We start from the raw sequence: 15,023 nt of genomic DNA, 5'->3' as shown, positions 1-15,023 counted from the left end.
ATCCAAACAGGCATAGACAGTGTGATTGAATTTTCTGTGTCTGCCTCTACTGATGCTCATTTTGATAAATATCCTTTTAAAACAAATATATGAGTTTTATGTGAGTGCATTTATTCAGAAAAATCAAAGCAAAATTCATGGTAGGGCTCAGGACTCGGCTTTGGGATTTGATTAATTTTGTGGACGACGGCGCAGATAAATACTGAGCCACATTTTCACGATTTTAAAAACTAGAGAGGTATCCTCCATTATGAGTTTCATTAGTAAATCGCCCTTGTTATTACTTGCAGTTGCCACTGCTGCTTTTGTTGTTCCTGTCGAAGCGGCAACGCCTCTTGGTAGCCAAGTTAAGTTATTGTCATGGGCAAGAGCAGATAATGCGAGTGGGCAACGAGACAAAAACTGGCGCTTTTTGAATGCTCAACAAGCCACGGTTAACTTTGTCGAATCGACGGCATCCAGTGCTGATGGAGTACTTTCGGATGCTCTGGTGACCAATGAGCTAACGGGATTTTTTATCAATGACGGTAATGGTGAAATTACCTTAAGCACAGTGATGGATTACGTCAGTCACGTGCCTCCACATGAGCCTCGACCCTATGGAATGATTCAGTACTCATCAGAATACCGCTATACCTTCAGAGCCGATCATGATGGTGAACTATGGATAGAAATGGAAGGGCACGGAACCGCTGCTGTGGCGCTTGAAGCAGAGCCAAGTGTGCCCGAAACAATGGTTTATGTGGGAGCACAAGTTATCGAGTATACCCGAGATGGCGAGTATAAAGATGGCATCAACAGCTTTACGGTGCCGCTGATCCAGGGAAATATTTATTCGATTGAACTCAGCTCAGGACAAAGTCATTCCGGGGGTATTCTTAGCCAGCGTCGTACAGCTGATTTTGCGGTAAAGTTCCGTACCTACTACGATCTTTATTAAACAAAAAAATGCCCATTACCGGAAGAGTGGCAGTAATGGGCGAAGATAGATTTTGGGGAAATCAGTTGCTGAGTTACTAACGACTAGCTTTCAATAATTTCTTTGGCGTAGCTATGGAAGGCTTGGCCAAAGTCTTTTGCCATCGAGTCTGGAAATAAATGAAAATCGCCTGCTTTAAGTGCAGCAACAATCCCTTCGGATACCACGCTGGTGGGTTCTGCAATGTCGGTCATTCCTCCGGTGGCGGCCATATTGGTATCAATAGGGCCAGGGTGTACGCTGAGGACTGCTATGCCCTTATCCGACAATTCTTCGCGAAGGCCCTGAGTAATGGAGTAGGTAGCCGCTTTTGAAGCTGAGTAAGTCGTAAGTCCCAGAAAGTTTTTGATGGAGGCAACTGAGTTTAGTTGTACAAAGGCACCGCCACCGTTGCTCTCGATGATCGGGGTCATTACCTTTGCAACTCGTAACAAACCAAAGGTATTAATGGTTAACTCTTGTTGCAGGTTTTGTTCTGCATCGTCTGCTAATGGCGTTGCGGGTATGAGTACTCCTGCGTTATTAACAACAACCTGAACATCAGCAGCTGTTTTTGCAAGCTCTTGAATAGTTTCTGGTTTTTCTAAGTCAAGATGAACTGGCACCAACTTATCGCCATATTTTTCTGTGAGTTCTTTAGCGCTGTCTAGCTGGCGAACGGCGGCGTAGATTTTTTTGGCTCCCGCAGCAAAAAAAGATTCGACAATCGAGGCTCCTATTCCACGATTAGCTCCGGTGACAAGGGCAATTTTATCTTTAATATCGACACTCATGTTTTTCTCCTGGAAGATGATAATTTGTTTTGTACCAATCGGTACATTTGAGCTTTATTGTACTGATCGGTATAATTCTGTCAAGCCCCTTTTTTAATTGTCCGTGTTGAGGTTTTGTTGTGAGTGGTCGTAAGCGAGAGTTTTGTAAAACAGAGGCACTAGAAAAAGCCATGTTGGTTTTCTGGACCAAGGGGTTTTTGGGGGCGTCGTTATCCGATCTTACGACCAGTATGGGAATCAACAAACCGAGCCTTTATGGAGCATTCGGCAATAAGGAAGAGCTGTTTATCAGCTGCACACAGCATTATTTGGAACAGCATGCGATGCCCAACATTGAGCTGCTAAGTGCTGAGGGGCTGCCATTTACCGAACGATTGAGCAATTATTTGCACGCGGTGATTCAAATCCAATGTCATCCTCATTATCCTAAGGGCTGCTTTATCTCTTTGTGTGCCAACGAAACGGCGAGTGATCACATGCCACCTCAAGCAGTGACGGTGATTAACAGCATTCAGTCATTGAACGAAGAGCATCTATTAGCTTTTTTTCAGGCCGAAAAAGAGTGCGGCAACATCGGTGCCGAAAATGATGAGCAAGTGCTAACCCGTTACATCATGACCTTGATTCATGGCACTGCGTCCCTGGCTCGCTCTGGCAAGTCACTGGAGGATATTCAAACCATTATCAAGCCTGTTATTAATACCTTCCAGATGATGGCGATGAGTTCGCAGCCGCATTCTTAGCTTTCAAATTTTCTTCACAATAAGTACCCAGTCGAGACTCCGCCAGGCAATTGTTAAGCCTAATCAATGTACTATGCTACAAATGAGGTAGAGGCTTTTATAAATCTCTATTTCCTATAATTAGTAGAAGCGAGAGAGACTTATTGTAATTAAAAAATGAAAATATCCGCACTGACGACGTTAACGGGAATTGGCTGCATTGCTATGAGCTTGCTAACACTAGGCTTGGTTTTCGTTACGAACTACAGTATTCAGCAAGAACATCATTATATTCAGCGTCAAATGGAATTTCGCCATTTGGGAAATGAGTTAAAAAGGGCCAGCGATTTACTTACTCGCGAGGCGCGTCGATATACTATCTTTGGCGACAAAAGACATCACGATGCTTTCTGGCGCGAAGTGCACGAAACCAGAACTCGAGACAAAGTGGTGGCGCGTTTAAAAGAGATGAAAGCACACCCCGAAGAGCTGGCTCTGATAGAGGAGGCCAAGGCCAACTCTGACGCACTTATTGAAACCGAAAATAGAGCAATGAAAGCAGTCGCAGAAGGAAAGCTAAGAGAGGCTCAGCGGCTTATGTTTGACGAGAATTATGATTTCCATAAGAGTATCATCATGGAGCCTATTGAGAAGTTTCAACGGATCACCAACCAAAGGGCAGAAAAAGAAGCGGAACAGGCCCAATATAAGGCAAGTGTTTATCTTCATTTTACGACCATTGCTATAGTAACTTATATTATTTTTGTTTTAGGTGCTCTCTACTTTATTTTTATTCGCAAAATTAGCAGCCCGTTGGTAGCTATTACACAGGCGATTGATCTGATTACTGCAGGAAAAGTAGACACAAAAATTCCTTATGCCAATGTTAAAAATGAAATAGGCCGATTAGCTGTAGCTGCCGAGATGTTTAAAAAGCTCCTGATTGGCAATCAGCGCCTGGCGATTGATTTGCAGTTGCATAAGGATAACCTTGAAAAAATAGTTGATGAAAGAACGATGGCTTTAACCGAAGCCAATGCCGAGTTAGAAGAGTTCTCTTATCGCACTTCTCATGATTTGCGTTCTCCTATTGTTTCTGCAATTACCTTGTTGGGTATGGCAAAGGACTCCATTAGAGAGTCCGATTATGAAATGGTTAATAGCAGTGTGTCACATGCCTACAATTCTTTGGTCAAACTGGAGAAGCTGATTAAAGATATACTTGTTTTATCAGAAGCAAAGCACAGACAAGAAGAGGCGACAGTCATTGATGTTGCTGCTTTGGTGGACTCTGTATTAGATAATATGCAGCATTTAGACAATTTTTCTCGACTGACCATAACAAAAGATTTTCGACATGAAGGGGCTTTATGTGTTCCGCAATCGCGTTTTGTTGTGATACTGGAGAATTTAGTATCGAATGCCATCAAATATCAGGACGTTAATAAAGAGTCATCCTATCTGTCTATTTCAAGCTATTGTGACAACTCCCAGTTTATCTTAGAGGTCAAGGATAATGGCCTGGGTATACCCAAGGAGCAGCAGAAAGAGCTATTTGTGATGTTTAAGAGATTTCATCCGAAAGTTGCTTTTGGCAGTGGCCTGGGTCTATATTTGATCAGTAAAAGTGCTGCTGTATTGAATGGACACATCTCCTTTTCTGAACATGATGAAGGAAGTCTTTTTCGGCTCAGCATTCCTGCAAATAAAGAGATGGAATGACCCAATTTCGAATTTTAATAGTTGATGATAGTGAGGCCGATCAATTTATTTCTTCGGCTCTTATTCATCGCTATGATCCGGCTATTGAGATTTTACAAGCGTATGACGGTCAGGAAGCGCTCGATATCTTGGCACAAACAAGCCCGCTGCCAAATCTGATACTGCTCGACATCAACATGCCACGGATGAACGGCTTCGAATTTCTTCAATGCTTTGTGCTGGATTTTGCTGGGTTTGAAGGGCATGTTGTTATGCTGACCTCCTCCGAGCATAAAGAAGATAAAGCAAAAGCAATGGACTACCCGGTGGTTACGGAATATCTGGTTAAGCCTCTGGTTTCTGCGATGGTAAAAGAGATTATCGAGCGCTAAGTAACTGAATTTAATCATTAATATTTTATGGTAGCGACTCCCTGTCGTATTTTTCGATTACTCCTCTCAAATAATAGGCTTCTTATTAGGTGCAAGTTAGGCTTTGGCATGTAAAGTTTATTTGACATAAAGGTGGGTTTTATATATTTTAAGTAAAGCTTGCTTTACTTTTTTGGGGTGAATATGAGTAAATCGATAGAATGTAATGAGTGGACCAGGAAAAATGCGCAAAATGTTAAGCGCTTGGCGCTATGGACGGGAATTTGGTTAGTCACAATGGCTATTGCAGCGTTTGGACCTAAGTTCTTGTGGCCTGGTAACGAAATGATCAGCACCATCTTTATTGCCATTAACTGGCTTATTGGTGTGGGAATGATCTGGGCCAATGGCCAACATCTTAGAGGTTTGGATGAGCTCCAGCAAAAAATTCAATTGGAAGCGATGGCATTGTCTCTGGGAGGTGGGCTTATTTGTGGATTAAGTTATTCGCTTATGGATACGACTAACGTCATTCAGAGTGATGCTGAAATCTCTTATCTTGTTATGCTGATGAGTGCTATTTATATGGTTGGATTATTGCGTGGGAATCGTCGTTACCAATGAAAAACAAACTAAAGGTACTCCGAGCTGAGCGAGATTGGACCCAGGCACAGTTGTCCGAAAAACTGGACGTATCCAGGCAAACCATTAACGCCATAGAAAAAGGTAAGTTTGATCCCAGCTTACCTTTGGCTTTTAAAATTTCGCGTTTGTTTGACTTACCGATAGAGAGCATTTTTGAAGATGAATCATCATCTTCAAAATAAAACAGTTTAGGGCGAGAACTTAAGAGTGAGGGTGTGCTTCGGTAGAGATTTTTGCCGCAGTTGAAGTTATTAATGCATCCCAGGTGTGCGGGTGGCTCAGGTAATACCCCTGCACATAATGGCAGCCGATAGCTTTTAGGTAGTTAAGTTGTTCCTCTGTTTCGACACCTTCAGCAACAATATCCAGTTCATATAAGTTGGCGAGCATGGTAATAACGTTGACCATAGATAGCTTTTCGTTACCCTGTTGGTTGAGTTTAGCAACAAACGAGCGGTCAATTTTTAGCGTATCGACTGGAAAATCTGCGAGCTGGCTAAAGGCCGTGTAGCCTGTTCCAAAGTCATCGAGTGACAGCCTGACTCCTAGTTCTTTAAGCTGACTCAAGATATTGATATTTTCTTCGCTAGAAGCAACCAGACTGGTCTCTGTTATTTCAAACTCAATGCTACTCGGAGTGATATTGTATTTCTTTAATAAGTAGCGAATGCTTTCGCCAATTTCTTTATTTTGTAGTTCTTTTGCTGATAAGTTAATACAAAAGAGCAGGTCCATATCGGGATTAAGCTCTTTGAGTTCCACTATCTTTTTAAAAGTTGCTTCTATCACAAAAAGATCGATGTCGTAAATTAAACCACAGCGTTCGGCTATCGGGATAAACTTATCTGGGCCATAGTCTTTTAAGCGTGGTGAATCGCAACGGATCAGTGTTTCAACACCAACCATATCGAGTGTATTTGTCTGATAAATAGGCATGAACACAATATAAAAGTTATTGTTATTGAGAGCATTCTGAATGCCCCTTTCAATTTCCTTGCTAATAAACATCTCTTGGTAAATATCTGAGTTGAAGAACTGATAGCCTTTTTTTCCTGCCTTCTTGGCTCGATACATCGCCGCATCGGCATTAATGAGAAGTTCTTCGGCACAATTGCCATGTTGGCCACTCAGGGCAATCCCTATGCTCACACCAATATGAATCACTAGGTTTTCGACAGAGTAACTTTGGCTGAGTTCGTGAAGAATGTTTTGCACAAAACTTTCTATTTCTTCTTCCTTTTCGACATGAGTGAGTACCAGAGTAAACTCATCTCCTGCCAATCGAGCAATTTTGATTTCCTTGCCTTGATTTAGAGAGCTGTTCGCTTGAATGCACTTAAGTAGACGTTCACTTGCCTGTATGAGTACTTTGTCACCGACTGCGTGTCCGTAGTTGTCGTTGACCCGTTTAAAATCATTTAGATCCACATAGAGTAGTGCCAGAAATCTATGCTTGCGTAAAGACTTCGGGATTTCTTCATCTAGCCATGAGTTAAAACTTTGGCGATTAGAAATGCCTGTGAGGTAGTCGGTATTCGCTTCAACCTTTAGTGCTGACTTTTGTTTGTTGACCAGATAAGCAAAACTGGCATTAAAGAATACTGTTAGGCTGACTCCCAGAGATAGACGAGCAACGGTGACAGGATCGAGTGAGTTAAGTAAGGCTATCATACAAGAGAACGCAGCAAGGCTACTCAGAGCTAATGCATAACCAAAGGTAAATGAATAAAAATAAGAGGTAAGTAAAGGAAACACAAAGAGTGCCCCTCGAATGCCCAAGTAGTAGCAAGTGGCGGCCAAGGTCAGAGTCATGCATATAACAAAGGCTTGCAGGTAGGGATCATTGTCGATGTCTTTGATGATGGCGACCAGCGAGAAAGTGAGTACGACGCCTGTAAAAAAAAGCAGGGCGCCTATAAGAGAGTTTTCGAACAGAAGATGAAAAGCACTGTATCCCAAGATAGGCAATAAAGCCATGATATGGATAATAATCGCAAGAGGTTTTGAAAAGCCAATTTTTACAATCATTCTATAGTGCCTGGTTTGTGGTTAGCATCATGTATAACCACATTAATTTTGGTGGTTTTCTCCACCAGACCTCTTTATTAACTTTAGTCGAATATCAATAGGATGACAGCGAGAGCCTCTAGGGATATAGAGGGAAACTGTGCTTTATAGAACAATTAGACTTTAATTTGGTATTTCGACTGCCAGAAAGGTTACGCAGCGATCAATCTGAGTCTGGGTCTTATTGAAGCGAGTTTGTGCAGGTGCTCAAAAACTTCTGAATAACTTAAGTGCTGGACCTTCTTTGCACTAAATTTGTGTTCAATGGTATCAACAAAAAGCATGGATGGAGACGCCACAAGCCCTCTAAAAGGTTTGTGTTGTTGAATACTGATTAAACCACTCAGCAATAAGTCTTCGTTGTTTTTGACGTGCTTTAAGTTGAGTGTGGGGGTTAATATTTGGCTACGTAGGAAAAACTGTGAAATGCCTGAATCGATTTCATTTTGCATAGAGCCAACTGAAACTTCTTGTAGTTGAATGCTGTAACGGTCGTTACTTTTAACAAACTTACTGGTAATTAACGAATAAGGGCCTAGATGCCTTGGTAAGCTTTGTTTGAGAAACCGGCTGAGCGGTATTTTTAGTTGATCCAAATCTACATCTCTAGCCACGCTGCCGCGTGACCAACAAGCTTCGGTATAGAGATCTTTCATTCGGTTTCCCCATTCGGTTCATACTATCAGTGCGCGTTACGCTTATTTTTCACTGATAACTACATATACTATCTAGTGCTTATGACGTGCTGTTATTAATTAGAATCCATTCGTATAACGCGAGACAGAGAGTAATGATTTAATCGCTCAAAAACAATACTCCCATAGCTTAGGTTTTAAATTTATCCTGAAATGAGGTATCTATGCCCAATGTGTTTTAAGGTGCGCGCAGCCAGCACCGCTGCATCTTGAAAGGCGACGGGTATATATTTGAAGAATTAAACGAACGTTTAAGATGCATCAAATAGGTTTAGACTTTTTCTGGTGTTACAACTTCTCTGCTATTTGTATTCCTACCGCAGCTATAATTCTAGAGCGTTGAATTAAAGGAAAAAAATGAATCCTTGTCTATTGCTGTGATTCAGAGCACGTGTTTTTCAGCATCAAAAATACGAGCATTGTGCTGGTTATCATCAAAAGCACTTCAATTCCTATTTGTGATAATTCGACTACTATTAAACAGTGGGCTTATATCTAATTCACTTATTTAACAGGAGCATAGCCACTTGTTTAGCCAGGCGGGTAGAGCTTTGCTCTCAAGAAGTTTATTGCGGCTAGCCATCTTATTTGTATCGATCAATTTGATTTTTTCATATCAGGCTCATGCGCTGGGTGAACTTTTATTATTTCAACAGCTAGGAAAGAACAAAGGATTGTCGCAGGACTCCGTCATCGATATGTTGCGTTCAAGAGATGGTTATCTGTGGATTGCAACACAACATGGCTTAAATCGTTACGACGGTCATAACTTCAAAGTGTTTACTCATGACCGGAAAAATCCTCGCTCTATTTCTGATAATTTTATTTGGTCATTGGCAGAGGATGACAATGGATACTTATGGGTAGGCACTCGGTCAGGAGGACTTAATCGCTTTGATCCCAAAACAGAGACATTTATCCACTACCGTCATTCTGCTGAGGATAGTCACAGTATTTCTTCAGACTCGGTGCTCGAAGTCTTTATCGATAGCCAAAAGCGTTTCTGGATAGGAACGGCTAATGCAGGCCTTAATCTTTTTGACCCCGATACTGGCAAGTTTAAACGTATTGCTAAGAAGGAGGGAGAGAGTAGTGGTTTAAACAGCAACACGGTACGGGTGATTAAAGAGGCAGACAAGGGGGCTTTGTGGATCGGATATAGTCATGTGCCATTACTTCGGTATCCTGGAGCAGGGCTTAGCTTATTCAATCCAGAAACTGGAATAAACAAAGTTTATGGAGAAGAGCAAGGACTCAAGAGTGAACATGTCTCTGATATTTTAAAAGACAATCTTGGTCAGACATGGGTTTCTACTTATGGAGGGGGACTGCATCTTTTTGACGTAAAGTTAGAAAAACTCACATCGATTCCTTTGCATGGTGAAAAGTCAAAGCTAGATAGTCGAATTTCAAATATGCAGCAAGGCCAGCATAACACTCTATGGGTGTCTATGATGAGTGATGGCGTTCTGGAAATGAACTCTAAAACCAAAGAGTCTTTTATTCATAAGGCGAGTCGGCAAAATTTAAGTTTGCCAGATAACAGTGTTTCTTATCTACTCACCAGTGATTCATTGTTATGGGTTGGAACATGGCGAGCAGGGCTTAACTTAACCGACATTGCTAGCCGTCGATTTGGAAAAATGGTGGGACGTCTGGAGCAGGATAACGAACTACCAGATCCTAGAGTCTCTTATGTATCAGCCCATAAAAACTCTGATATATGGATTGCCAATAACGTTGGTATCGCTCGATATACTCAAAATATGGAACAGAAAGATTTTTTCTGGCTCGAGGAGCTGACGCCCTGTCGAGAAGCAAAAACGGTACGAACCGTATTCGCTGATTCGAGCAATAATATCTGGTTTGCCTGTGATCAGATAGGGGTGTTTTCTATGCCTGTCAGCGCCGATAAGAAAGAGATGCTCGCTAATATCAAGGATTATCGTCCGTTGATTGATGACAAACGCATAGTCGCTATCTATGAGTTAGAACCTAATATCTATGTAATCGGAACCAGAAACAAAGGAGTCTACTGGCTTAACACGGCACAAGAAAGTGTTCGTCACTTTATGCACGACCCCGATGACCCTAACAGTATAAGTGGTAACGCCATCACCAAAAAAGGTTTCCTAAAAGATCCTGTTGCTGGTGGGTTATGGATTGCTACGGTGGGTACTGGTTTAAACTTTTGGGATTTCGGCAGTGGTGAGTTTGAACATTATACCATTGAGCGGCAGGGATTATCACATAACTCGATCACTTCTGTTTTATTAAGTGGCTCTGATCGTATGTGGGTAGGAACTCAAGGGGGCGGTATGAACTTATTGCAGTGGACCGGAAAGCGAGGCCAGTCAACGTTAAGACCTCCCAAAGTGATTTCCACTCATGAAGGACTGGGCTCCGATGCAATCGGTGCCATTATGAGTAGCAAAAATGGTGACCTATGGGTTAGTACCACACAAGGAATCAGTTGGATTCGAGAAGGGTTAGAGCCCATTATTAATTTCGATACCCAAGATGGTGTTCTTGAGCGATACAGTATTGGTGTTGGGTTTAAAAACTACGATGGTCGATTGTTTTTTGGTGGATTTAAAGGGCTTAGCTTTTTCGAGCCTACGAAGATAGAGTCTGAAGGTGAGCATCTTCCCTTAGTGTTTAATGAGTTATTGATAAACAATAAGCCTGCGATTCTTTCAAATGACTTGCGCGTTAGTCCGTTAAAGACAGAGCTGCTCGAGTATACGAGTGAGCTAAAGTTTCATTACTCGATAAAAAACTTCACTTTGTCGTTCTCGTCTCTTGATATGATTAATCAAAAGAAAGTTCAGTATGCATACCGTTTAAGAGGTTTTGATAAAAACTGGCTGTTCACAGACTCCGAACGACGTTATGCAACTTATACCAATATTGCTCCGGGACAGTACGTTTTTGAACTGATTAGTCGAAACCGCTACGGTGTATGGTTGGATAAACCGAAAGAGCTACATGTTGAGGTTTTTGCTGCTCCCTGGTTTTCGTGGTGGGCATACCTGCTTTATTGTTTATCAGCTCTCTCCATTGTGTTGCTTTTTGGCTACCAACGTTATCGTACGCAGAAGGAAATTCGAAAGAGTGAGCGACAGTTGAGATTGGCTTTATGGGGAAGTGGTGAAGAGCTCTGGGACTGGGATATTAAAACGTCTCAAGTCACAAGAACTAACCGCTTGGTAGATATTGAGCTTGGCGACAGCATGTGTATGGAGAGCATTGTTAGAGAGTCTTCCCCCGTCCACCACAAAGATCAAATAAGAATAAAAGCTGCTTTAGAAGATTACTTAAATGGAAGTAGCGAAAGCTATGAGGTTGTGTATCGTGTTGTTGGTAAAGATGGCACCTGGCGCTGGTTACTTGAGCGAGGAAGAACCTCTGAGGTTAATGAGGTCGGTGAGCCTGTCAGAATGACCGGTATGTTAAAAGACATCAGCGATATTAAATCTACGGAAGAACAACTAAGGCTTATTGCTGCTGCATTCGAAAATACATCCGATGGTATATGGATCATTGATCTGTCCTATAGAATTGTTTTTGTCAATAAGGCATATAGAAAGATAACGGGGTATGACAGCAAGCATGTCGTTGGCAGGAAGCTCAGCTTGAAGTCGCACGAAGAAGATGTCTCTGACTTGGAAGATCGTATCAAAAAAGAAACTCTAGAAACGGGGCAGTGGCAGGGAGAAATTTGGGACACAAGAAAAAATGGTGAATTTTATCCCGTTGAGCTCAGTATCGATAGCATTCGTGATGAATATTCTGCTATCACTCATTATGTCGGAGTTTTTTCTGATATTACTTCAAGAAAGCGTTTTGAATCTGAATTAAGGCGTATGGCCAACTATGATGAGCTGACGTCTTTGCCAAATAGAAACCTATTTTATGATCGAGTTAATCATGCGATTGAGCGCATGGACAGAAAACGTAAGAAGTTATCTTTATTATTTATTGATGTTGATCAGTTTAAGAAAATTAATGACTCACTTGGCCACCCGATTGGCGATCAGCTGCTTTGTGAAGTGAGTATCAGGATTAGTAAAGTATTGAAGAAGTCTGATTCACTTTCTCGCTTTGGCGGTGATGAGTTCTGTGCTCTCGTTGAAAACGTAGACTTTTCTTCTACATCGGCAAAAGTCGCCGAGCGTATTATCGAGAGCTTTCAAAAACCTTTTATTGTTGAGAGCTTTTCTATTGCGGTCACTCCAAGTATTGGCATTGTGCTCTATCCTAATGATGGCAGAGATGTAGATACTTTAATTAAGAATGCTGATACCGCTATGTATCAAGCCAAAAAGAATGGACGTAATACCTTTGAGTTTTTTACAGAGGAGTTAAATCATGATGCCAAGAGACGGCTTCAGATGGAGTCAGAGTTAAGAGATGCTGTCGAAAATGAGGAGTTTGAAGTTTACTATCAGCCCAAAGTTGATGTGGTCAGTGGAAAAATTATTGCGATGGAAGCTCTGGCCCGATGGAACAGTTCTTCGAGAGGGGTAGTGAGCCCTGCAGAGTTTATTCCCATTGCAGAAGAAAGTGGACTGATTATTAGTTTAGGCCGAACTATTTTAAGAAAAGCTTGTATAGACACTGCCAGATGGGTTGAAATGGGATTTGATAATCTCAGGGTGGCAGTGAATTTGTCAGCGGTACAATTTCGCCAACATAAAAAGGTTTTGTCGACGATTAAGGATGCGCTCAAAGAATCTAGCCTACCTGAGAAAAATCTTGAGTTAGAAATAACAGAAGGTATGGTAATTGATAATTTTGACAAAACAATCGAGTTAATGCGCAATGTTCAAGATCTTGGAGTTCACATATCCATAGACGATTTTGGGACTGGATATTCTAGTTTGTGCTATTTAAAGCAATTGCCCGTTAATACATTAAAAATTGATCGTACTTTTATCAAGGATCTTGATTCATGTGAGCAGGATAGCCGTATTGTTAGTTCTGTTATTACCTTGGCCCATGGCTTAGGGCTTAATGTTGTCGCTGAGGGAGTGGAGACAATGGAGCAACTTCAGATTTTAAAGGAGTTAAAGTGCGATGAAATACAAGGATTTTTGTTTAGTGCACCCGTTCCTAAAGGCGAGTTTCACGAATTATTGCTACGCCAAAGCTCGTTACCAGAAATTGCTTCTCAGTAATTCCATTTATAGACGATAAATCTTACTTTTTTGTGCTTATTTTCTGCACATTTTTAAAACCTAGACTAATCATGGATTATTGTGAAAAGTAGGTTTTTTGGGTGGTAATTATCAAGTAAATATCTCGATAGTGATTGAGCTGGTGTTGTTTTGCTTGGGTTTTGTTTGGCTTGGAAGCCATAAATAAAGGCTATATTGGGGTTTTCTTGAGTTTTTAAAGGTTTTAGTTGAAAAAGAGGTTTTTTGCTCTGATTTAGAAACTTTTCTCTTTAGGCTGTTACCAAGGAAGTAAGACAACAAATGAAGAGGAAGAGGATGACAACAATGACCTTACAAGATCTCGTTAACTATTTTTCTAATGCTCATAACTTGCCTGAAAATACCGTTTCTTCTCAAGGCATTGTTGCATTGGATTTAGGTGAAGGGAGAATGCTGCATTTTGAAGAAGATGAAGCGAAAGAAAATGTTTATTTAACGGCACCGCTGTGTCGACTACCTGACGACGAAGACCGTCTGGCGCTGTTTGACCAATTGATGCAGTTTCACGCTTATGGTTACGAAACCAAAGGTGCCTACTTTTTTGCAAGCCCTTTCACGGGTGAGGTCTTTCTATGCCGTCAAGAAAAGCTGGCAAAGCTATCTGGACAAGAGTTTCTCTCTATTGCAAACGATTTTATCCAGATTTTCAACGCATGGAGAGAGAACATCGAGCAAGGTGTGACTCGGACTCTCATTGACCCTGTCGAAGCGAATTCTCCGGTGAGCTACGAAGCCATCGCGGTATGATTTTTTTAATATTTTAAACAAATAAGGAGATGCATTATGCAAATAACAAACTCTATCCCAAATTCGACGATGTTAGGTGGTATGGACAATGGACTGGTTGGTAACTCGCCTATGAGCTGGGCATCCGCTCCATTGGTCACTGGCCTATCAAATTTATCAGGTGTTGTTACCTATTCTTCTGTTCTTTATACAGGAGGAGCCATGCTAGGCACTGGATTAGTATTTGCTGGTGGTAATTATCTTAGTGGTGTAATGAGTTCTGACTCGGTTGAAGCGCCTTCGACGGATCAACAACAAATAGACGCCAGTCAAAGAATGAATAATTTAACAACCACTGATGGTACTGAACTTGATTCATTAAAAGCGGTTTTCGATCATCCAACGATTGAAAATGGCGAAGACTTGGTGGGCACTATTAAGGACCATGATGAAGAAACCATTAGCGATCATATCAGTGATAACTTAGACAGTTATGCTATGAGAGGTGCTCACATTGTAAAGAGTGATGATAATGGTCAGTTGTTTACTGACATGATTAATGAGTTAACGGGTGAAGACTTCGATGATGTCGACGATGTTCTGGAAAACCTTACTCAAAATGATCTTCCGGATGGAATGGTAGAGCGTAACACAAAGTGGTGGAATGGTTCTTCACACTATAAGAATGGAAGCGATGGACACTTTAATGGTATTCGTCAGTTTGGTGTTGATATTGAAGGAGGCGGTCACTTGTTATTCGGAGTTCGAGAGAATGACCAAGGTCACAAAGAAACCTGGTTCCAGTTTGAAGGACATGGTGTTTCCGACTGGGGTGAGTTTGCGCTCCATGGTGGTGACTTCTTCCGTCATAAAGGATCAGGTAATGGTCAAGTTGGCCCTAGTGGTTATTGTGGCTTTACTGAAAAGCCTGATGAAAACGGCAATACAAAAGAGATTATTGTGGAATAATCTAAATGTAAAAAGGAGAGCGATAAGCTCTCTTTTTTTATAGGAGAATAAAAACAAAAGCTATTGTTATTAAAGGAGTTTTTATTATCGAGTAGCGTTTCCTTGTAAAAAGCGTTAAGCCTTTGCCTTGATTAACCTTTTCTAGTGTTCTGGACT

The 15,023-nt window shown here is 41.4% G+C and carries 12 protein-coding genes; 9 read left to right on the top strand and 3 right to left on the bottom strand.

Annotated elements, in window-relative coordinates:
* Positions 1-250: 250 nt before the first annotated feature.
* Positions 251-940 carry a hypothetical protein gene (locus NH399_RS11305; RefSeq protein ID WP_253040339.1) on the top strand — a complete coding sequence of 230 codons (690 nt, stop codon included), beginning with the start codon at positions 251-253 and terminating at the stop codon, positions 938-940.
* 83 nt (positions 941-1,023) lie between these two features.
* Here the strand turns inward: NH399_RS11305 and NH399_RS11300 are convergent, their stop codons facing one another.
* Positions 1,024-1,752 carry an SDR family oxidoreductase gene (locus NH399_RS11300; RefSeq protein ID WP_253040338.1) on the bottom strand — a complete coding sequence of 243 codons (729 nt, stop codon included), beginning with the start codon at positions 1,750-1,752 and terminating at the stop codon, positions 1,024-1,026.
* 119 nt (positions 1,753-1,871) lie between these two features.
* Between NH399_RS11300 and NH399_RS11295 the strand changes: the two genes are divergently transcribed.
* From NH399_RS11295 to NH399_RS11275, 5 genes are all read left to right on the top strand, one after another.
* Entirely contained in the window at positions 1,872-2,495 is a 624-nt protein-coding gene (locus NH399_RS11295; RefSeq protein WP_253040337.1) for a TetR family transcriptional regulator, read from the top strand.
* Between the two features lie 156 nt (positions 2,496-2,651).
* Positions 2,652-4,196 (top strand): ATP-binding protein, encoded by a 1,545-nt coding sequence (locus NH399_RS11290; RefSeq protein WP_253040336.1) that lies wholly within the window; start codon positions 2,652-2,654, stop codon positions 4,194-4,196.
* Positions 4,193-4,567 carry a response regulator gene (locus NH399_RS11285; RefSeq protein WP_253040335.1) on the top strand — a complete coding sequence of 125 codons (375 nt, stop codon included), beginning with the start codon at positions 4,193-4,195 and terminating at the stop codon, positions 4,565-4,567. The genes NH399_RS11290 and NH399_RS11285 overlap by 4 nt, the downstream gene beginning before the upstream one ends.
* Before the next feature lie 183 nt (positions 4,568-4,750).
* The gene (locus NH399_RS11280) at positions 4,751-5,170 is read left to right on the top strand and encodes a hypothetical protein (protein WP_253040334.1); all 420 of its coding nucleotides are present in this window, start codon (positions 4,751-4,753) and stop codon (positions 5,168-5,170) included.
* Entirely contained in the window at positions 5,167-5,373 is a 207-nt protein-coding gene (locus NH399_RS11275) for a helix-turn-helix transcriptional regulator (protein WP_253040333.1), read from the top strand. Before NH399_RS11280 ends, NH399_RS11275 begins: the two co-directional genes overlap by 4 nt.
* A 19-nt stretch (positions 5,374-5,392) precedes the next feature.
* On the opposite strand, the gene NH399_RS11270 is transcribed toward NH399_RS11275, so the two are convergent.
* Together NH399_RS11270 and NH399_RS11265 are read right to left on the bottom strand one after the other, a co-directional pair.
* Positions 5,393-7,219, bottom strand: a complete 1,827-nt coding sequence (locus NH399_RS11270; RefSeq protein ID WP_253040332.1) for a bifunctional diguanylate cyclase/phosphodiesterase — start codon at positions 7,217-7,219, stop codon at positions 5,393-5,395.
* A gap of 191 nt (positions 7,220-7,410) precedes the next feature.
* Positions 7,411-7,914, bottom strand: a complete 504-nt coding sequence (locus NH399_RS11265; RefSeq protein WP_253040331.1) for a hypothetical protein — start codon at positions 7,912-7,914, stop codon at positions 7,411-7,413.
* 566 nt (positions 7,915-8,480) lie between these two features.
* Between NH399_RS11265 and NH399_RS11260 the strand changes: the two genes are divergently transcribed.
* From NH399_RS11260 to NH399_RS11250, 3 genes are all read left to right on the top strand, one after another.
* Positions 8,481-13,133, top strand: a complete 4,653-nt coding sequence (locus NH399_RS11260; RefSeq protein ID WP_253040330.1) for an EAL domain-containing protein — start codon at positions 8,481-8,483, stop codon at positions 13,131-13,133.
* Positions 13,134-13,448: 315 nt separating this feature from the next.
* A complete protein-coding gene (locus NH399_RS11255) occupies positions 13,449-13,919 on the top strand; it encodes a type III secretion system chaperone (RefSeq protein WP_253040329.1) in 471 nt (156 codons plus the stop codon).
* Between the two features lie 36 nt (positions 13,920-13,955).
* Complete coding sequence (locus NH399_RS11250) at positions 13,956-14,867, top strand: hypothetical protein (protein WP_253040328.1); 912 nt, start codon at positions 13,956-13,958, stop codon at positions 14,865-14,867.
* Positions 14,868-15,023: the final 156 nt, after the last annotated feature.

The organism is Pleionea sp. CnH1-48, from assembly GCF_024124665.1.
Taxonomy (GTDB): domain Bacteria; phylum Pseudomonadota; class Gammaproteobacteria; order Enterobacterales; family Kangiellaceae; genus JAMXSB01.
The sequence above is the reverse complement of the archived record's forward strand: the minus strand, read 5'-3'. Positions and strand labels throughout refer to the sequence as shown.